This is a genomic window from Corynebacterium limaceinasi (genome assembly GCF_046717465.1).
Lineage (GTDB): Bacteria > Actinomycetota > Actinomycetes > Mycobacteriales > Mycobacteriaceae > Corynebacterium.
This window is the reverse complement of the sequence record NZ_CP177100.1, coordinates 2,466,948-2,485,712: the sequence shown is the minus strand read 5'-3', so window position 1 is coordinate 2,485,712 and position 18,765 is coordinate 2,466,948. Positions and strand designations below refer to the sequence as shown.

Here is an 18,765-nt window from a genome sequence, read left to right as displayed (position 1 = left end):
AACGGGCTACCTTCAATAATTCTCTCGGGGACGGGTGGACAGTAAATAACAAATTCCACGGTGGATTCCACCGCGGTTTTCACAGTGGTTTTTATCGAGTCACCTCGATCTCCACAGAGTTATCCACAGGTGTGGAAGAAATAGTTATTCACAGCTTAGTGCATGGCTGTGGATAACTTGTGATAGGCCACTTTATGGTCTTGTACTGCGGAAACGCTAAAACTCTCAAGTGGTTATTTAGAGTTATCCACAACGGTGCACGTGCTGTGGAATTCGATTCCTTAGTTCTACCGCCGCAAAGGTGGGTGTGTCTAACGGAAGATTTATACTTAAAATGCAGGCGGCTATAGACCATTGCGGCGCGAAGGATTAGCCGCAGCATGAGCGCCAAAACTGGCCTTCTAGCTGCAGGAAAAAACACTTATGTAATTTCGGGTGTACCCGAGTGTCGATTTGTTTCCAGCGGTTTAAATCACGTAATCTGGCATGGTCTATTGCAACAGAGAGTTGCGCGTGAACAGGACAGCGTCACTTCGCATTGGCTGGGCTACCAAAGCTCGCCGAGCATTTGGATAACAGTGACGCGTCAGGTTCATGGAATCCATTCATCAGTGGATATGCTCCCGTTTTGTGGCGGCAGTATGTCCACGTACAACTTCAAGGAGAATTGACGTGGCAAAGGGTAAGCGCACGTTCCAGCCGAACAACCGTCGCCGTGCACGTAAGCACGGTTTCCGCACTCGCATGAGCACCCGCTCCGGTCGTGCAATTGTGGCCGCTCGCCGCAAGAAGGGCCGCGCAAAGCTGTCCGCATAAGTTATGCTGCCAGCCCACCACAAGCTCACATCGCCGCCGCAATTTCGGCGGACGATGAAGGGCAGTCGCCGGCAGGGCACTCGCACCGTCGTCGTGCATGCGCGCGATACCATGAGTGCGAATTCCACTGGCACCATGGGCAATCCGGCCGAGATCGCGGCCACCGGGCCGCGATTCGGCCTCATTGTTTCTAAAGCCGTCGGGAATGCAGTGGTACGCCACCGCACCTCCCGGCGGCTTCGCCATGTGTGCATGACACTTATCCCCAAGCTCCCAGCGGGCGTGGATGTCGTGGTTCGTGCGCTACCTGCAAGCGCGACTGCTACCAGTGAGCAATTAGAAAAAGATATTACTAAGGCGCTGCGCAAGCAATGGGATATTTAAATACCCGTGGGGAAGAAATTCCTGCAGCCTCTGGACTGGCCACACCGTTGGTTAAAGCGGTTCGTTTCTACCAAAAACATGTCTCGGGCCTTAAGATGGTATCAACCTGTCGGTTCGAACCGACATGCAGTGCTTATGCTTTAGAGGCGTTGTCCAGACATGGCGCGCTTAAAGGTACGGCGATGGCAATGGCTAGGGTGTGCAAATGTGGGCCCTGGCATCCGGGCGGATTCGATCCAGTCCCGGTACCGGTCACCAACAACAACTGAGGATTAAACACTCGTGCTTAATTTCATTTACTGGCCAATTTCGGCCGTTTTATGGTTCTGGCACTGGCTGCTATCCCTCGTAATGGATCCCGCATGGGGCATTACGTGGATTTTGGCCATCGTGCTGCTGACCTGGACGCTGAAGGCGCTCATGGTCAAGCCCACCGTGAGCCAGATTCGATCTTCACGCAAGATGCAGGAAATCCAGCCCAAAGTGCAGGAAATCCGCGCGAAGTACGGCAACGATCAGGCTCGCGCCGCGCAGGAAATGCAGAAGGTCTATAAGGAATCTGGCGTTCGCCCGATGGCCGGCTGCCTTCCGGTCTTGGTGCAGATTCCAATGTTCATTGGTCTTTTCCACGTGCTGCGCTCTTTCGACCGCACGGTGTCTGTAGCCGGCGGCTTTGGACACCCCAGCGGCGAGCCGATGTCCATTGAGGACAATGCCAATACTGCGAACTACATCTTTAAACCGGAGCTCGTCCAGCAATTCTTGGATGCCAAGATCTTTGGCGTTCCGCTGGTGACGAACCTGCGCCTGAACTCGCCCTTGGTGGAAGGCGTTACCACCACCACCCAAGCGGCGTTCATTATTGTGCCGATGATTGCCGTCATTGTGGTGCTGATGCACTTCAACGCGCGCATGAGCCTGAACCGCCAAGAAAAGCGCCGCGCCCAGGGTAAGACCTCGGCTCCGCAGGGTCAGAATGCGGAAATGATGCAGCAGCAGATGGCCATGATGTCCAAGATGATGCTGTGGGTCATGCCCGCAATGCTGATCTTCTCCGGCTTCATCTGGCCCATCGGTTTGCTGTTCTACATGCTGTCCAACACCGTGTGGACCTTCTTCCAGACCCGCATCATCTACGGCAAGATGGACCGCGAAGAAGAAGAGGAAGAGGCCGCTAAGATTGAGGCCAAGCGCACCACCGCTCCAAAGCCAGGCGCTCGCAAGAAAGATAACCGCACCAAGAAACAGCGGAAGAACGACAATTAAACAGCTACTGAGGAGATTCTCATAGTGTCCGAGATGGACCCGTCTGCAGTATTTGGCTCTCGCCTGCCGCTCGCGCAGGAATACCACGATTCGCTCGCTACAGACGGGTCCACTCGTGGTTTTATCGGCCCGCGCGAGGTACCGCGGCTGTGGGAGCGCCACATCTTAAACTGCGCCGTCATTGAACAAGTCATTCCGGAAGGCACCACGGTTATCGATGTCGGCTCTGGTGCCGGGCTGCCCGGCATCCCGCTGGCCATCGCCCGCCCCGATCTGCATATCACGCTCATTGAGCCGCTTTTAAAGCGCTATAACTACCTCAACGAGGTGACCGAAAAGCTGGGGCTAGATAATGTCACCGTGTTGCGAGGGCGCGCGGAAGAAGGCCCCATTAAAAAGGCAGTGGTCGGCGCGGATGTGGTGACCTCCCGCGCAGTAGCACCCCTGGGAAGGCTGGCAAAGTGGTCTCTTCCCTTGGTGCGTAAGGGCGGGGAAATGATCGCGCTGAAGGGTTCTTCTGTACACGAAGAACTAGAGCGCGATGCCGCGGATATTCAGAAAGCCGGCGGCGGAAAAGCCGAGGTCACGACCGTTCACGGAACCACGATTATCCGTGTCCCGCGCGTGAACTAAAGTAGACGGCATGACTAATCCGCGCCTTATCACCATTGCCAACCAGAAGGGCGGCGTAGGTAAAACCACCTCCGCCGCTAACTTGGCCGCAGCCCTTGCTACTGAAGGCAAGAAGGTATTGGTCATTGACCTTGACCCCCAGGGAAACGCATCGACCGCCATGGGCGCGGAACATAGCTCAGGGACTGATTCCAGCTATGAATTGCTCTTGGGTGATTGCACTGCGGAAAAGGCCATGCAGGCTTCCCCGCACAATTCCAACCTTTATTGCATCCCCGCGACTATCGATCTCGCCGGCGCGGAAATTGAGATGGTCTCTCTCGTGCGCCGCGAGTTTCGGCTTTACGATGCCCTGCATAAAGGGTTCCTAGAAGATCACGGCTTTGAATACGTCTTTATCGATTGCCCGCCATCTTTGGGCTTGCTGACGATCAATGCCATGACGTGTGCGGAAGAAGTCATCATTCCTATCCAGTGCGAGTACTACGCACTGGAGGGCGTGGGCCAGTTACTGGGCAATATCACGATGATTCGCGAGCACCTCAATGAAGATCTCCATATCTCTGCGGTGCTCCTTACCATGTATGATGCACGTACGCGTTTGGCTGAGGATGTGGCCGATAACGTTCGTGAGCAATTTGGCGCCGTTGTCATGGGCAATGTCATCCCGCGTTCCGTGCGCGTCTCAGAGGCACCTGGTTACGGGACCACGGTGATTGATTACGCCCCTTCATCCACGGGTGCACGGGCGTATCTCGCCGCGGCTCGCGAGCTCAACAGGCGCGGTGATTATCGCCCGCATCCCACTACGGGGGCGATTGGCGTGAGCCCCGAAATTTATGCGGAATTGGAAGGATAGGATTTCATGGCAGAACAAAAGCAAGGTGGCCTAGGCAAAGGCTTGGCCGCTCTCATCCCGTCCGGCCCCGACGCGCCCACCCGCAAGCCACGGCTGGGTGATTCCGCCGCAGATATTATCTTGGGAAATTCCACGGGCAATAGCGAGCGTAAGGCACGCGGTGAGAAGCGCGTGAAGGGCGCTCCCACCATCCAACAAGGCTCTGGGTCCAAGTCCTCCAAGAAGCGGCAAGCTACGCCGGCAGCAATCGGGGCGACCTACCGCGAGATTTCCGTGGGGGAAATCGTCCCGAACCCCAAGCAGCCGCGTACCGTTTTTGATGAGGATGAGCTCAGCGAACTGGTTCATTCCATCCGCGAATTCGGCCTCCTGCAGCCGGTCGTCGTCCGCCCCTCCGAGGAGGGCGGATTTGAGCTCATCATGGGTGAGCGTCGTTGGCGCGCCTCCTCCAAGGCTGGTTTGGCCACCATCCCTGCCATCGTGCGCGATACCAAAGATGACAACCTGCTGCGCGATGCCCTGCTGGAAAACATTCACCGCGTCCAGCTCAACCCTTTGGAAGAGGCACACGCCTATCAGCAGCTTTTGGAAGAGTTCGGCGTTACCCAGAACGAACTAGCGGACCGCATTGGCCGCTCCCGCCCGCAGGTGACCAACATGCTCCGCCTGTTGCGGTTGCCTGTGGAAGTGCAAAAGCGAGTCGCCGCAGGCACCCTCTCGGCTGGTCACGCCCGCGCTATCTTGGGCCTCGATGACAAGGAAGCGATGGACTACATCGCGGACCGGGTTATTTCGGAAGGCCTGTCCGTGCGCGCCACCGAGGAAGCCGTGACGCTGTATAAGCGCGACGGGAAGCCTGCGGAGAATAAGAAGAAGTCTCAGGTACCGCAGCCGCAATTTTTCACCGACTCGGCTGAGCGCCTCTCAGATCGCTTCGATACTAAGGTCACCGTGACCATGGGTAAGCGCAAGGGCAAGATGGTCGTAGAATTTGGCGACCAAGAAGACTTCGAGCGCATCATGGCGCTGATGGAGCGGGATAAATAACTGGCTCCTGCGGCAGGTTCCCCAGGTACCTGCCGAGTTCCCATCGTTAGTGCCCTCCTCTTCAGAGCGAGGGCACTATTTTTTAGAAAAGATGAAGTGGCCCTTGGCTTGTTCTTCCTCGTGTTCGGCGCCAAGCGGGATGCCCTTGCGCTCGCGCAGGAGTAGGGCTGCAATAAATCCGACGATGCTTGCGGAGACAAGATAGACGGATACCGCAAAGGTCGTGCCCGTTGCTTCTACCAACGCTGCGGCGATCATCGGGGCGAAGGCGCCGCCGAGGACGGAACCAATGGCATAAGTAATCGATACGCCCGAGGCACGGATGGATGCGGGGAAAAGCTCGGTATACATGGCAGATTGCGCACCGTAGGTTAACCCGAGTCCTACCGTCAGGAAGATGAGGGCGGCATAAAGCAATCCCAGGGACGCCGTATTTACCAGCGGGAAAAGGGCCGCTGCGCCGATTGCTTGAATGACAAATCCGATGAGATATGTCGCGCGGCGCCCGATGTAGTCCGATAACCAGCCGGCGAAAAGGGTAAAGATGAGCCACGTGAAGGCGGATAGGGTGACGGCATTGAGGACATCGCCACGCGCGAGCGAGACCGGGCCCTCGGGGTTGGTGGCGTAATTTTGGATATAGCCACCGGTGGTCATATAGCCCACGGTGCCATTGCCGGCAAAGACTAGGGCCGCGACGAGGACAAGCGGGAAATACCGCTTGAAAAGGATCCCAATGGGGTTTGCCGCCTCGCGTTTCTTATTATCCGAGATCTCTTGAAAGACCGGTGATTCATCTACGCCGACGCGGACGGCGTAACCGATGATCACGAGGACAAAGGAAAGCAAGAACGGCACGCGCCAACCCCACTCAAGGAAGGCATCCCCTGGCGCGATGATGTTCATGATGGACAGCACGCCAGAGGACATCAGCAGGCCGATGGGGACTCCGATCTGTGGCCCAGCGCCGAAGAGGCCGCGCTTATCGTTGGGAGCGTGCTCAACTGCAAGCAGTACCGCTGACCCCCACTCTCCCCCGGCAGAGATGCCTTGGATGATGCGGAGGAAAATCAACAGGACGGGAGCCCATACTCCCGCCGTATCGTAGGTAGGCAGGAGGCCAATCAGTGTGGTGGCCCCGCCCATGGCAAAAAGGGTGACCATGAGAACGAGGCGGCGGCCAAGGCGGTCACCAAAATGGCCCGCTAGGAACGCGCCAAGCGGGCGAAACAGGAAGGACAGGCCCACGGAGGCGAAGGAGACGATGCTGGCTACCCCGCCTTCTAGGGGGCCGAACATCACCTGGTTGAATACCAGGCCGGCAACTGCGGCATAGAGAAAGTAGTCATACCATTCAATCGCTGTTCCGATTGTGGTGGCAGCTACCACGCGGCGAGTTTCTTTTCTGGAAATTGGGGCGGAGGTTGTGCTGCCCATAATGAGAATCCATTCACTGTGTAGTAGTCAATAACTGGACTGATATTACACGGTGGCTACGCCACAAAAGAATGCCTGCGCCCCAAACCTAGCGTGGAGGGCTAAGCCTGCTCCGCCTGAAGAAGCTCGGAGAATTTGTAGGTGCCGGTAATGGCGGTGTCTTGCTCCATGAGGTACATGCGCTTGACGGCGATGACGATTGCTTCTGCAATATCGTCACGGCGCTTTGGGTTGGTCAGGATTTTGACGTCCTCAGGGTTGGTGAGATAACCTAAAAAGATCTGTACCACCGGCATTTGCGTCAGGCGCAAGAGATCCCAAGTGCGGCCATGGTTGGAACAGTCCTGGAGATCGGTGCGTGCCACTATTTCACGCTGGATGAAGCCGGAAAGGGTTTCACCAATGAGTGAGGAGTTTCCGGATTCGGACCCAAAGTAGAACGTGGCGACGCCATGGGCCTTTTCGTTGGGATAAGAATCGCACGCCAAAGAGATGACCATATCGGCATCAAAGGCATTGGCCAGCTCGGCACGTGATTGCACGTCCGCATCATCGGTGCGGGGGCGCGAAATAATGGTTTCCATGCCGGCGGCGATCATGCGGCCTTCGATGCGTTGGGTGAGATCCCAGAGGATTTCTTGCTCAGAAATATCACCAAAACGGCCCTTGACGGTGAAGCCGGAGTCCCGGCCGCTCAGTGCAGGGTCAATGACCACGCGCTTGCCAGCCAGTTTCGGCCCGGCATTGCGCACGCGCTCGCGTTCTACAATATTGTGCGCTGAACCGCCGGTGATGCGGCGGCCGAGCAAGCTGAGCGCGCGAATGGTCGCGGGCCCACACACGCCGTCTTCCTGTAGCCCGCAGTTGTGCTGGTATTCGGTGAGTGCAGCGTGGGTAGTGCGGCCAAAATGGCCATCGACGCGATCTTGATAAAACCCAAGCTCTTGTAGCTGTTGCTGCAATTGAGAGATGTCATCGCCCACCAACGCATTGGTGGGTTCGTAGCTCAATACGCGGCTGCCCAGGGTATAAGAGGCTTGGCGCAATTCGCGCAGGGTGAGATCGTCGATCTCTCCCGTTGGGAGGATGCCGCGAGACTGCTGGAATGCCTTGAGCACTTCAGCGAGATCGGCATCAAAGGTCTTATCAGTCTCGGAGTACTTCTGCTTTTTCCAGGCAGACAGTTCCCCCGTGAAATCTGATAAGAGGCCAAGGCGAGCCAAGGTGGCGCGAGCTTCAGCTACGCGCACACTTGAATCACCAACCCGAAGAACGCGATTCACGCCTTTCACCCCTTCCACGGCCCTAGGACTTTGGGCCGCATGGCAGATTTCCTACTCGTTAACTTTAGTAACAAGATTAACAGCTATAGCTGTTTTTTCACTTGCGCCACGATGTCATCTTTAGAACGCAGGCCGACGAACTCATCGACCTTCTCGCCATTGTTGAAAATCAATACATTTGGGATGGACATGATTTGGAACATGGCACCGAGGTTTCGTTCTTCATCGACGTTGACCTGGGCGATGGTGACCTCACCGTCGAGCTCATCTGCGACCTCTTCCAAGATCGGAGACAGCTTCTTGCATGGCCCGCACCATTCCGCCCAGAAGTCCACGACGACGGGTTTATCCGACTCGATAACATCAGAACGGAATGTTTCAGTGGTTACCTTTTTGACGTTACTCATACTGGATCTAACGGTTTGCAGCCAAGAATTGTTCCGCATCCATGGCAGCGCGGCAGCCAGATCCCGCGGCCGTGATGGCCTGCTGATAGTGATCATCTACCAAGTCACCGCAAGCGAAAACGCCAGGCAGCGAGGTCTTAGTGGAGGGCTGATCAACCTCAACGTAGCCGTTGTCGTTCAGCTTTACCTGGCCGTTGAGGAAGGACGAGCGCGGATCGTGGCCAATGGCAACGAACATGGCGGTCACATCCAAGGTGGAGGTTTCCCCAGTCTCAACGTCCTTGAGCTCTAGGCCGCCGACCTTGCCGTCATCTTCAAGCACGCGCTCGACAACCTTGTTGGTTTCCCACTTAATCTGCTCGTTCTCCTGGGCGCGGTCCAACATGATCTTGGAGGCGCGGAAGTTTTCGGAGCGGTTCACAATGGTGACAGACTCCGCGAACTTGGTCAGGAAGGTAGCTTCCTCCATGGCGGAATCGCCGCCGCCGATGACGGCGATATTGTGTCCCTTGAAGAAGAAACCATCGCACGTAGCGCAGGTGGAAACACCGCGGCCGGAGAGCTCTTCCTCGCCGGGAATGCCAAGGTGGCGCGGTGCGGCGCCGGTGGCGAGGATTACCGTGCGGGCTTCAAATACCTCATCGCCTACGTGGAGCTTTTTAATATCGCCCTCCAACTCGACGGAGTCGACGACTTCCATGCGCAGATCCGCGCCAAAGCGGATTGACTGTGCGCGCATTTCTTCCATGAGCTCTGGGCCCATGATGCCCTTTTGGAAGCCCGGGTAGTTCTCTACCTCGGTGGTGTTCATTAATTCGCCACCGTATTCAAATCCCTCAAATACAATGGGGCTGAGTTCAGCACGAGCGGCATAAAGCGCGGCGGTATAACCGGCAGGTCCGGAACCTACGATGGCAACATCGTGGACGGTCATTGCTAACTCCCTAAAATCACAGTGTCATTTTGCGTAACGTCAAGAGTCTACCCGCCAGATTGCGAATCGTTCATATTGCAAAGGCTCGCCGCAGCGAAATTGATGCAAGAATGATGCGATATCGAGATGTTAACCGATGGCTTCGCGCAAGACCTCCCGCGCGCGTGCCCGGCGAGATTTAACGGTGCCTGGCTTTACGCCCTGGGCGGTGGCAACTTCGTTGACGCGGAAGCCGGCGACATCGGTAAGCATGAGGGCTTCGCGCTGATCTTGCCTTAATAGCTCCATGGCCTCGCGGACGACGAGCTGCTCGGCAAGATTTTCAGATGGGTTATGCGCCAGCAGTGGATTGCGATCATCGGCAAAATCATCGCTATCGAGCGAGGCGTTTTCCCTATTAGCCCGGTGATTTAAATAGTCGTAGCCGGTGTTTTTCACCAGGCGGTGCAGCCACGTGCTTAAGGCCGATTCCCGCCGGTAATTATGGAGATTGCAGCTAGCGCGCAGAAAGGCTTCTTGCACGACATCCTGCGCGTCATATTCATTCCTTGTATAACGCCGCGCCACGGTGGTCAGCCGCTTGCGGTGGCGTTCCACGATGGCGGAAAAGGCTTTATTATCCCCCTCGATGAAAGCATCAACTAATTCTTCGTCGCTGTGGTCAGGACTTAATGGCATCTGTAGATTCCCCCCGGATCAACAAGTGTTAAAGCAATTGTGACCCGAGGGGAACTCCGGCGCGAGCCGGCGGCGGTACAGTCTATTGACCCGCCTACTGCTGAGCGCGCACGCGCAGGGTGCGGCGCAGGTGATCGCGGCACTCTAGGAGTACGCGGCGCAGCGCACCCGGTAGATCCTTGTGCAGGAGATCCGTGGTGGCGGACTCCGCCATGGAAGATTCCGGGTAGAGGCCGCGGATCAGCCGGTTGGCTATCTCAATGGGGTGGTTATCCCAGATTTCTTCGACGCGGCGGAAGAACTCTTCGGCGAATTCTTCCTGCAGCTCCGCCGAGCGCGGGGCATTAAAGCCGGCCAGCAGGGCATCGACCTCCGCATTGGAGTACTCCCCTGGCGTTAGCGCGCTATTGAAGGCGGCCCGCTTGGTCTGCGGCGTGGGGAAGGCGTGGCTAGCGCCCAAGAATTCGGCGGCGCCGGTCAGCGTATTATCGCGCTGCTTTTCTGCCTCCAACTCATCCAGTTTGACGGCGTCGCGGGCGGCTAGGGCGCGCAGGATGGACCAGCGGATCTGCGGATCGAGGCGCAGGCCCGCCACCGCGCCGGCGAGCAGGTCACGCAGGCGATCGGTGCCGGAGTCCTTAGGCGTTGCGGCCAGTGCGGCAATGGAGGTGCGGGCCAGAATGAGCTGCGCATCGGAGCCCGGATCCGCGGCGTCGAGCTGTTCCCACAGTGCATCGGCGAATTCGGCGCGCACCTGCTCGCGGCGGTCTTCGGCCACATAGTGCTGGATGGCAAAGTGCGCATTGCCGTAAGCGGTGGTCAGCAGCGTGGCATTGGTCTCTGCGGGCGCGTGCTTGGCGACGACCCCCACGTACTCCTCCGCATTCCATTCCCCGTCCCTAGTGAGGTTCCACAACGAGGTCCAGATGACCGCGCGGCTAAGCCCATCCTGGACCTCGGAGAGGTGATCGCTGATGGTGGCAAGCGAAACGTCGTCGAAGCGGACCTTGGTGTAGGTGTGGTCGGCATCGTTAAGCAGCAGCAATGCCGGGGCCTTCTCCCCCGCCGCCTCATCCACGATGGTGCGGTGGCCACCGGCGGGAAGGTCGATGTCGAATTCGCGGTACTTGTGCAAGGAGGCATCAAAAAGCGCCACGCTCAGGCGGTGTGGCCGGGTCGTATCCTCGGCCTCGGCGCTCACCGCGAGCTCGGTGATCTTGTCGCCCTCCGTGTGCAGCTCCGGGGTAAGTGTATCCGGCCCCCAGGTGCGCAGCCACGCCTTTGACCAGGAATCGAGGTCGCGGTCGGTGTGCTTTTTCAGGGCAGTGAGCAGGTCATCGAAGGTGGCCGCGGCGAAGGCATGCTCCTGGAAGTAATTCCTTGCGCCCGCGTAAAAATTATCGCGGCCTACGTAGTGCACGAGCTGCTTGAGCACGGCCGCGCCCTTGGCATAGGTAATGCCATCGAAGTTCTGGCGCGCGGCATCCACGTCTGGGATCTCGGCCTTGATGGGGTGCGTGGTGGGAAGCTGATCCTGCAGGTAGGCCCAGTTCTTGCGCTCGCCAGCGAAGTTGACCCACGCCTCTTCGTAGGCGGTGGCGTGCACGGAGGCATCGGCGCCCATGAACTCGGCAAAGGACTCCTTGAGCCAGAGATCGTCCCACCACTGCGGGGTGACAAGATCGCCGAACCACATGTGGGACATCTCGTGCAGGATGGTATTTGCGCGAGCGGCCTTCTGGCTGTGCGTGGCCTTAGAGCGGAAGATATAGCTTTCCGTAAAGGTCACCAGGCCCGGGTTCTCCATCGCGCCGAGGTTATATTCCGGTACGAAGATGGAATCGTACTTACCCCAAGGGTAAGCAAAGCCGAAATTCTCGTGGAAATAGTCCATGCCCTGTGCGGTAAGCTCCAAGATCTCCTCGTCCAAGTACTCAAACATGGAGGCGCGGGCAAAGGCGCGCAGCTGCGCGGAGTGCTCGCCATCCGGCGAGGTCCAGACGCGTTCTTGATACTGATAAGGCCCCGCGGCAAAAGAGGTGAGGTACGTCGAGAGCGGCGGGGTGGGCGCAAAGCGAACCGTGGCATTGTCCCCCTGCTCCTCGCGCTCGGTCTCCGGCTGGTTGGAGAGGATCTGCCAGTCCTTCGGCGCGGTCATGGCGACGTGGAACGGCGCCTTGAGGTCGGGCTGCTCAAAGCAAGGGAAGATGCGGCGGGCATCGGAAGGCTCGAGGTGCGAGTACAGATAGGTCGCGTCATCGGCCTGGTCGTGCATGCGGTGCAAACCCTGGCCCGTACGCGAGTAGCGCGAGGTGCCGCTGATCTCAATGGTTAGCTCCTCCCCCACCGGTAGCCCGTGGAGGCGGATAAGGCTGCCATCAAAGTCGATGTCCTGCGCCTGACCGTTAACTGTTACCTGCTCTACCGATTCTCCCAGGTAGTCCAGGAAAAGCTCGGGCTCGGTGGTGGTGAGCTCGATGCAGCTCGTCGCGCCAAACGTGGGGCTTTCCTTCACCTGAGATAAGTCCAAATGCAGGTGGTATGCCCGCAGGTCTACTGCTGCGGCGCGCTCTTGGAGTAGCTCGTGCTGGGATTTATAGCATTGTGTCGTCATAGTTAGAAACTATAGTTACCGCAGAAGCTGGGCTCAGGAAGATGTGCTCCTGAATCTGCGAGGAGCATTTCAACCGGCGACAATCCACCGAGTATTACTGCCTCTTTGTGGGCCCGATGGATCGATCGTGGCTTGTCCCATTTTTTTCAAATGGCGCAGGATATCAGTTATCACCTTTCTGTCGACACCTAGTTCCTCGGCCGTCTCCCGTGCGGAGAGTACTTCGCCTGCTTCAAGCTGTGCCAAAATCCAATCTTGCACTGAGGCCGATGAAATTGCTCCTTGTTTATTCAATCCCATGAGTTTCCTCGCGTCACCAGACAGGATCCATTCCCCGGCGTTCCGAAGCCTTTCCAGGTATCCAATAGACGAATACCACTGGAGAATATCTTGGGCTTCTTGCTCGGTGACCTGCATTAGAGCGGCTGTGGATCGGTTGAGCAAAATCTTGTGATCCATGAGTTGGCGTGCGATAAGTAACCCATTGATACTTTCGAACGCCTTGTCCGGGTAATGGTCGTTTAATTTAGCTAACGCATAGACAAAGTCCTTGTCTACCTCACCAGAAGATAGGCTTACTTCGACAAAATTCTCCGCTGTATGCAAAGCCGGGGTATGGCGTCCACTAGCTAACATCGCTGCCCACATGCGGTCGAAACCCCGTGAAGATTCCTCTGCAAGGTCCAGCATTCTTAAGGCAGCCATGAGTCGCGGATTGCGGGGAATCGATTGAGTAGTTAAGATTCGCTTTTCTGTGACTCCCACTGGCAACGGTCCTGGTGACCACACAGTAAGCGCTGTCGGTGATTGGTCAATGACTACTGCACTACTAGCATCCCAATCCCTGTGTGCGAGAGCGTTAGAAATGACCTCGTCCACTGCGGTCTCAGGAAAGGCTGGGATAGAAATCTCTTGCCCGTTTGGGAAGGTCACGCGTGCAACTTCTGTTCGTGCTGCGGTTGCTACGAGCTCTTTTAGCCTCAGGTAGGCGGTGATCAAAGGTGCAGATATTTCCGTGGCCTGGGGATCTCCTCCAGGTACCTCACGGGCCAAGTGCCTGATGGTAGTTCGACTGTTGGCTGGAGTAATGAACAGGATTTCTGCGGCGTAGGTTAACTGACCATCGCGGGTGAGAAGACCGAGCTCGGAAAGTAGTTCATTGGTCGTGTGGGGTACTCGATCTAAGGAACCTGAAGCCGATCGTGCTTTTTTGAGGAGCCGGCGCGCTTGATCGATGGCTGTAGCATCCAAATCTTCGAAAGAATATCGGGACTCAGCTGCAGAAAAGTCCGGATTTGCGCGCTGAAAGGCGATGGAGCGCCGCTCTTCTTCAGAAAGTGGCACGCACGAGGTGCCTCTGCGAATGCTGGCCTGCCCTTTCGGGCGTTGGTAAAGTGTCAACCCCTTGGGAATTCGCAGACAAATAAGCCGCTGACCGCAATAGTTAAGTTCAGTTCCTTCTACTCTGATTCCAGGTTGAGTACCATTAAATATTTTCTGCTCAATCCATTCGATGCTGCGTGAGGTTCCGGTAAAAGCTGCGGCACCTGCCCTTTTATCTGAAACGCCCAAGACGATATGGCAAACCCCGGCGTTCGCGTTGGAAAAGCATATGGTTTCATCAATGAGGAATTCAGTAAGTGAAGCATCTGGGTTTCGATTCTGTGGATGTGTTGTGGGATCTTCTTTGAAGTCCAAAACCTGACTCTCTTGGCTATCGGCGGTAGCACCTTCCTCGATAGCTTTGAGAGCTGCGTAAACGGCCTGCAATTCTGCCTCAGACATAAATGAATGCTAGCACAAGTTGTTTCAAACAACTTGTGCACAACTCCTCGAAGCTTAATTACTCGATTACAACAGATGTGCTGGTCAGAAGAGTAGCAAGTTGTTTGAAGTTGTTTACCTTAAAATCGCGCGGCGATTCCAGGGTTTTAAACGAGGGACCTAGGAATTTCTTTAAAAACCCAGCCTAACTTCGATATTTTGGGCAAACTGCTACTTCCGGCGGGGGTGCTAACTCGCGAATACTTGGGGCTTCACGGAACCCAGAAGTTGTTTGAAATAACTATACACAACTCTCAACTAATATAATTCGGTCGCTTCTTCATACCTGCAGCTCAAGGTATAAATTCAAGTTGTTTGAAGTTGTTGTGGAGTTGTTTTGTGCTGGCCGAGTAATTGCCCAGACAAGGCACCAAACCTGAAAGATTTGCCTGGGGAATACGACTAAAGCCCGCGGCCGGGCGGATACGCGGCGCGGGCTTTAGTTATTGGTAACCAGGAGGCTGTGAGAGCCCAAGGTTTTCAAAGAAGTGCGATTACTGCTTGATGGCAGAAACCTCGAGCTCGATCTTGATGTCTTCAGAAACGAGGACGCCGCCGGTCTTGAGCGGAGCGTTGAAGTCGATGCCGAAGTCCTTGCGGTTGATCTTGGTCTGCGCCTCGAAGCCCAGGCGGAAGTTGCCGAATGGGTCTTCAGCGGTAGCGACCTCTTCAACCTTGAGGTCGACGGACTTGGTGGTGCCCTTGATGGTCAGGTCACCGGTGACGGTGCCGTTGCCGTCCTCATCAACGTTGACGTTGGTGGTGGTGAAGGAAAGCTCTGGGTACTCCTCCACGTTGAAGAAGTCTTCGTTCTTTACGTGGCCATCGCGGTCCTCGTTGCCGGTGGAGATGGAAGCAGCCTTGATGGTGGCCTCTGCGGTGGAGTCAGCGATGTTCTCGGCGACGTTGATGGTGCCGTCGAACTCACCGAAGTTGCCGCGCACCTTGGTAACCATGGCGTGCTTGGTAACGAATCCGATGACGGTGTGCTCTTTGTCGATGGTGTAGGTACCTGCTGCGAGGGACATGGTTGTTTCTCCTAACGTTGTTGTTGATGTAACACCAACTACGATACCCGATTGGGCGTTTTAGTCAAGCCTTGAAGTAAAAATTCTTTTTCCAACCCGCTGACCTCGGCATTAAGGATGGCCTACAAGCTGGACCTCCCCCAGTGTAACCTCTTTTGCCTTAGGCAGTTCCGTGATGACTATGAGCGCGGCATCGAATTGTTGGGGCGCTTCTTTTAGCTCCAGCTCCTCGTTTAAGTGCTTGAACTTTCCTTCCGCCAATTTGGGAAGAGAGCTCAGCTGCGGGTGCTTCGGATCGAAATCGTCTTTATTAACGCCATAGATTTCGTAGTGCGCGCCATTGGACCTGGTGTGGGTCACGGTCATGACAGAAAGGTGGGCCGGGTTATCCAGGGTGACCAAGGCGCCGGAACCGGATTCCTTCGTGGACCAGGTGGTGATCGTCTTGCCATCGATAAGCTGCTCATTATCCTCGCCATCTGGCACCGTGATGGCGGATGATTCCTTGAGGTGCACTGGCGGGGTATCCGGGATCATCGTGGAGCCCTGCACGGTTTCGGTAACCGAACTGGTCTTTTCTACATCGCTGAGCAGGGACATCACCCACGTCGTCAGCGCCGCCATGCCCACGACGAAGATGGTGGCGAAAATGCCGATGACCACGACGCCAGAGCCCGAGTAACCGCGGCCGCCAAAGCCGGGTTCTTGCTTCGGATCCTCTTCCTGCGTGGGCTCATCTTCAACGACCACGGGGAGGGCCTCCGTCTTTTCTTCCTGCTCTTCCGGGGCAAATTCGCGCAGGCGCTTGGCGATGCCCGCCGAGGTCAGCCCCTCCGCCTCCTGCAGCTCTTCCAGCTTCTCTTCGCGGGTCTCTGCATCCGCAGCATCAAAGGCCAGCCGTGCCTCTTCGAGGCGCTCTGCGGCCTCATCGGCGGTGAGATTGGCGTCATCGGAAATATCGCGCAGCTTCTTCGGCGATGGTTCGGTCGATTCAACCAGCATGCTTAGCGCGGAGCTGAGGGCCTCGCGGTCGCTTTCTGCAGACGTCCCATCCAGCACCGCGGGGAAGGCAACCTTGACGATGCCGGAGGTGGATACGCGGAAGCGGTCGCGGTGCTCCACGCCGAGGATGAGGCCGGCGTCGTGGGCCGTGGCGGCATCGGCAAACAGCGGCGCGGTAGCGCGGGCAACGGAATTGGGATCGAGGTTATCTGCCTCTGCCACCTGCTTGAGGGAGGTGCCCTCAAACCAATCCGCCACCACCAGGCAGCCGGTGCGGTAGGACAAAATCTCGATATTATCCGCCATGGTCTCTAGGTTGAGCTCGGCCAAACGCCGCGTATTGCGGGAGATTTCGGCGGAGCGGCGGGCAGAGACCGTGGGCGTCGACGGCGCGATGGGTGCCTGGGTATTGGTATCGACGAACGTCAGCGCCACGAGGCGGCCGGTGGCTTGTTCGCGGGCTTGCCAGAACCGGGCGCCGGATACAGCGCCGTGATCCTGCAGGAGGCGGAAGCGACCGTCCGATACGGGGGCGCCGGGGACCAAGCGCGGGCCGCGGACGATACCGGCGGACATTGGTGGCGGGACCAAGGTGGCATTGAAGGAATCCTGTGTATAGACCGGCTGGATTTCCTGCAGGTCTGGTTCCTCGACCTCGATGGCCTTGGAATTGTCCACCGTGATGAACCGGGACATTCCCGGGATGCGCTGGAGGGCGCGCGCCAGGTTCTGCACCTCGGGCAGGGAGGACTTGGACAGAACCAACCCAGTGATAATCACAAAGACGATGCCCAGCACGACGACATTGACCAGCGAGACGATCGAAGGCAGCTGCTCCGGCAAGAACAATTGCACGAGCCAGTACAGCGCCCACGAGACAACCAGGCCTACCGCGCCGGCACCGGAGGACCACAGGACCGTCTGGGTCACGGCCTTGCCGCCCAGGCTGCCCAGCTTGCGCTTGAGCAGGAAGCCGCCGATGACCGCACCGGAGACAAAGCCAAAGCCGTTGGCGGTACCGAGGAGGATGACCACCCGGTCTGGGTTGCTGGTCATCAGCGGTGCCAGCAAGGTCAGCACGATCTTGGTCAGCGTGATGCCGGCAATGATGAAGGTGGGCGTCCACGCCTCTTCCCTGGCGTAGAAAACGCGCAGGTGCAGCAGCACCAACGCATATGGGATCAAGGTAAAGGCGGAAAAACTGATGGTGAGGCCGAGCTGCTCTGCGCTATCCGCGCCGTAGGCGCCGTACTGGAATAGCGCGCGGGCGATGGGCACGCCGAAGCCCGTCATGAAAATGACGATGGGGATTAGCGCGATGAAGGTCAGCTTGGTACCCAAGGTGAGGTCGCGCACCACGGCATCGACATCGCCATCGGCGGCATTGCGCGAAAGCCGCGGCATGATGGCGGTCAACAAGGTCACGCCGATAACGCCGTACGGCACCTGCAGCATCAGCCATGCGTTCTGGTACACCAGCGGCGCACCGGCATCGGCATACGCCGCCACACGGGAGGTGATGACGTAACCCAGCTGGGAGATGGCCACGTAGGTAATAATGGCCAGCGCCATGCCGCCGAATTGCTTGATGCGGGCATCGAGGCCCCACTTCGGGCGCAGGTTGATGCCGGCCTTTTTCAGGTACGGCACAAGGATAAAGCACTGCACGATCACCGCCGTGGTGGTGCCCAGGCCCAGCAGCATGATGTGTGGATCCGCCACCGGCGTAGGTTCGTGCGGGTCGAGGCGGCCTGGCAAAAAGCGATACGCCAGCAGGACGCTGATGGAGATGATGTTATTGACCACCGGCGCCCAGGCGCCAGGGCCAAAGATATTCTTGGTATTTAAGACCGCTTGGAAGAGGGCGAAAAGGCCGTAAAACAGGATCTGCGGCAAGAGCAAGAAGGCCAATGATGTTGCCTGCACGGCATTGGCCTTGGAATCTTCAGGCAGCATCATCCTTGTTAAGAATGGTGCGAAGATAACGGAGAGGATGGTAACGATGCCCAGGATCGAAAACGCCAGGGTAAAAAGTCTTCGGACGAAGGTTTCGCCGCGGTCCGAGTCCTCCTTCTCCGCGCGCACCAAGACCGGAACCACCAGTGAGGTCAGCACCGCGCCCAGCACGATTTCGGTGACCAGGTTGGGGATCTGGTTGGCGCTGCTAAAGGCCGTACCCACAGTGGCACCAAGGGTGGCGCCGATCAGCATCTGCCGCAGGAAGCCGGTGATGCGCGAGAGCAGCGTGGCGATGGCCATCGTTCCCGTCGCGCGGATGACGTCCTGATTGGAGGCCTCGATCTCCGCATTGCGGCCAGTCAGCGCGGACTTATCTTCCTCAGGGGGAACGGTCGTGTTCTGCACTGAGGGGGTGGGCCGCTTTTCTGGTACCGGTGCGGGCGGAGAGGCGCGCACGATGCGGCCGCGCGCGCCGGCGGTAACCGGGACACGGTTTTCTTCCGCATTGGGGGCGGTATCCGTGGGGTCTACCGCGCCTGCAGGTGCCTTCTCCGCGTGGTGGGCCTGGCGGCCATCTTTTTCGGTCATAGAGGA

At 57.4% G+C, this 18,765-nt stretch carries 16 protein-coding genes; 7 read left to right on the top strand and 9 right to left on the bottom strand.

Annotated features, from left to right (window positions below):
- Positions 1 to 672 precede the first annotated feature (672 nt).
- From rpmH to ACLI1Q_RS11910, 7 genes are read left to right on the top strand one after another with little or no spacing between them, the layout of a single operon-like run.
- A complete protein-coding gene (rpmH, locus tag ACLI1Q_RS11940) occupies positions 673 to 816 on the top strand; it encodes a 50S ribosomal protein L34 (protein WP_005275994.1) in 144 nt (47 codons plus the stop codon).
- A gap of 3 nt (positions 817 to 819) precedes the next feature.
- Positions 820 to 1,200, top strand: a complete 381-nt coding sequence (rnpA, locus tag ACLI1Q_RS11935) for a ribonuclease P protein component (protein WP_284772015.1) — start codon at positions 820 to 822, stop codon at positions 1,198 to 1,200.
- A complete protein-coding gene (gene yidD, locus ACLI1Q_RS11930; protein ID WP_284772016.1) occupies positions 1,188 to 1,469 on the top strand; it encodes a membrane protein insertion efficiency factor YidD in 282 nt (93 codons plus the stop codon). The genes rnpA and yidD overlap by 13 nt, the downstream gene beginning before the upstream one ends.
- A gap of 13 nt (positions 1,470 to 1,482) precedes the next feature.
- Entirely contained in the window at positions 1,483 to 2,466 is a 984-nt protein-coding gene (gene yidC / locus ACLI1Q_RS11925; RefSeq protein WP_284772017.1) for a membrane protein insertase YidC, read from the top strand.
- Positions 2,467 to 2,499: 33 nt separating this feature from the next.
- Positions 2,500 to 3,099 carry a 16S rRNA (guanine(527)-N(7))-methyltransferase RsmG gene (gene rsmG, locus ACLI1Q_RS11920; RefSeq protein WP_239269625.1) on the top strand — a complete coding sequence of 200 codons (600 nt, stop codon included), beginning with the start codon at positions 2,500 to 2,502 and terminating at the stop codon, positions 3,097 to 3,099.
- 10 nt (positions 3,100 to 3,109) lie between these two features.
- Positions 3,110 to 3,958: a ParA family protein gene (locus tag ACLI1Q_RS11915; RefSeq protein ID WP_239269566.1), complete on the top strand. Its 849-nt coding sequence runs from the start codon at positions 3,110 to 3,112 to the stop codon at positions 3,956 to 3,958.
- 6 nt (positions 3,959 to 3,964) lie between these two features.
- Positions 3,965 to 5,005 carry a ParB/RepB/Spo0J family partition protein gene (locus ACLI1Q_RS11910; RefSeq protein ID WP_239269567.1) on the top strand — a complete coding sequence of 347 codons (1,041 nt, stop codon included), beginning with the start codon at positions 3,965 to 3,967 and terminating at the stop codon, positions 5,003 to 5,005.
- A 75-nt stretch (positions 5,006 to 5,080) separates the two neighbouring features.
- On the opposite strand, the gene ACLI1Q_RS11905 is transcribed toward ACLI1Q_RS11910, so the two are convergent.
- The 9 genes from ACLI1Q_RS11905 to murJ all read right to left on the bottom strand — a co-directional run bounded on the left by ACLI1Q_RS11905 (position 5,081) and on the right by murJ (position 18,759).
- On the bottom strand, positions 5,081 to 6,442 hold the full coding sequence (locus tag ACLI1Q_RS11905; protein ID WP_239269568.1) for an MFS transporter: 1,362 nt from the start codon (positions 6,440 to 6,442) through the stop codon (positions 5,081 to 5,083).
- 101 nt (positions 6,443 to 6,543) lie between these two features.
- Complete coding sequence (locus ACLI1Q_RS11900) at positions 6,544 to 7,725, bottom strand: N-acetylmuramoyl-L-alanine amidase (RefSeq protein ID WP_034653713.1); 1,182 nt, start codon at positions 7,723 to 7,725, stop codon at positions 6,544 to 6,546.
- A gap of 83 nt (positions 7,726 to 7,808) precedes the next feature.
- Positions 7,809 to 8,132 (bottom strand): thioredoxin, encoded by a 324-nt coding sequence (gene trxA, locus ACLI1Q_RS11895; protein WP_023029766.1) that lies wholly within the window; start codon positions 8,130 to 8,132, stop codon positions 7,809 to 7,811.
- A gap of 7 nt (positions 8,133 to 8,139) precedes the next feature.
- Positions 8,140 to 9,066 carry a thioredoxin-disulfide reductase gene (trxB, locus tag ACLI1Q_RS11890; protein ID WP_005275966.1) on the bottom strand — a complete coding sequence of 309 codons (927 nt, stop codon included), beginning with the start codon at positions 9,064 to 9,066 and terminating at the stop codon, positions 8,140 to 8,142.
- 129 nt (positions 9,067 to 9,195) lie between these two features.
- The gene (locus ACLI1Q_RS11885) at positions 9,196 to 9,744 is read right to left on the bottom strand and encodes an RNA polymerase sigma factor (RefSeq protein WP_005275963.1); all 549 of its coding nucleotides are present in this window, start codon (positions 9,742 to 9,744) and stop codon (positions 9,196 to 9,198) included.
- A 94-nt stretch (positions 9,745 to 9,838) separates the two neighbouring features.
- Complete coding sequence (gene pepN / locus ACLI1Q_RS11880) at positions 9,839 to 12,358, bottom strand: aminopeptidase N (RefSeq protein WP_239269569.1); 2,520 nt, start codon at positions 12,356 to 12,358, stop codon at positions 9,839 to 9,841.
- A gap of 69 nt (positions 12,359 to 12,427) precedes the next feature.
- Positions 12,428 to 14,143 (bottom strand): ATP-binding protein, encoded by a 1,716-nt coding sequence (locus ACLI1Q_RS11875; protein ID WP_239269570.1) that lies wholly within the window; start codon positions 14,141 to 14,143, stop codon positions 12,428 to 12,430.
- 533 nt (positions 14,144 to 14,676) lie between these two features.
- On the bottom strand, positions 14,677 to 15,210 hold the full coding sequence (locus ACLI1Q_RS11870) for a YceI family protein (RefSeq protein ID WP_239269571.1): 534 nt from the start codon (positions 15,208 to 15,210) through the stop codon (positions 14,677 to 14,679).
- Positions 15,211 to 15,321: 111 nt separating this feature from the next.
- Complete coding sequence (murJ, locus tag ACLI1Q_RS11865) at positions 15,322 to 18,759, bottom strand: murein biosynthesis integral membrane protein MurJ (RefSeq protein ID WP_239275428.1); 3,438 nt, start codon at positions 18,757 to 18,759, stop codon at positions 15,322 to 15,324.
- Positions 18,760 to 18,765: the final 6 nt, after the last annotated feature.

Excerpts from the sequence above, each read along its gene's own strand:
- ACLI1Q_RS11910 (WP_239269567.1), top strand. The coding sequence starts at position 3,965 with ATGGCAGAACAAAAGCAAGGTGGCCTAGGCAAAGGCTTGGCCGCTCTC.
- ACLI1Q_RS11870 (WP_239269571.1), bottom strand. The coding sequence starts at position 15,210 with ATGTCCCTCGCAGCAGGTACCTACACCATCGACAAAGAGCACACCGTC.
- rnpA (WP_284772015.1), top strand. The coding sequence starts at position 820 with ATGCTGCCAGCCCACCACAAGCTCACATCGCCGCCGCAATTTCGGCGG.
- ACLI1Q_RS11915 (WP_239269566.1), top strand. The coding sequence starts at position 3,110 with ATGACTAATCCGCGCCTTATCACCATTGCCAACCAGAAGGGCGGCGTA.
- ACLI1Q_RS11885 (WP_005275963.1), bottom strand. The coding sequence starts at position 9,744 with ATGCCATTAAGTCCTGACCACAGCGACGAAGAATTAGTTGATGCTTTC.
- murJ (WP_239275428.1), bottom strand. The coding sequence starts at position 18,759 with ATGACCGAAAAAGATGGCCGCCAGGCCCACCACGCGGAGAAGGCACCT.
- rsmG (WP_239269625.1), top strand. The coding sequence starts at position 2,500 with ATGGACCCGTCTGCAGTATTTGGCTCTCGCCTGCCGCTCGCGCAGGAA.
- trxA (WP_023029766.1), bottom strand. The coding sequence starts at position 8,132 with ATGAGTAACGTCAAAAAGGTAACCACTGAAACATTCCGTTCTGATGTT.
- trxB (WP_005275966.1), bottom strand. The coding sequence starts at position 9,066 with ATGACCGTCCACGATGTTGCCATCGTAGGTTCCGGACCTGCCGGTTAT.
- ACLI1Q_RS11905 (WP_239269568.1), bottom strand. The coding sequence starts at position 6,442 with ATGGGCAGCACAACCTCCGCCCCAATTTCCAGAAAAGAAACTCGCCGC.
- yidD (WP_284772016.1), top strand. The coding sequence starts at position 1,188 with ATGGGATATTTAAATACCCGTGGGGAAGAAATTCCTGCAGCCTCTGGA.
- ACLI1Q_RS11875 (WP_239269570.1), bottom strand. The coding sequence starts at position 14,143 with ATGTCTGAGGCAGAATTGCAGGCCGTTTACGCAGCTCTCAAAGCTATC.
- pepN (WP_239269569.1), bottom strand. The coding sequence starts at position 12,358 with ATGACGACACAATGCTATAAATCCCAGCACGAGCTACTCCAAGAGCGC.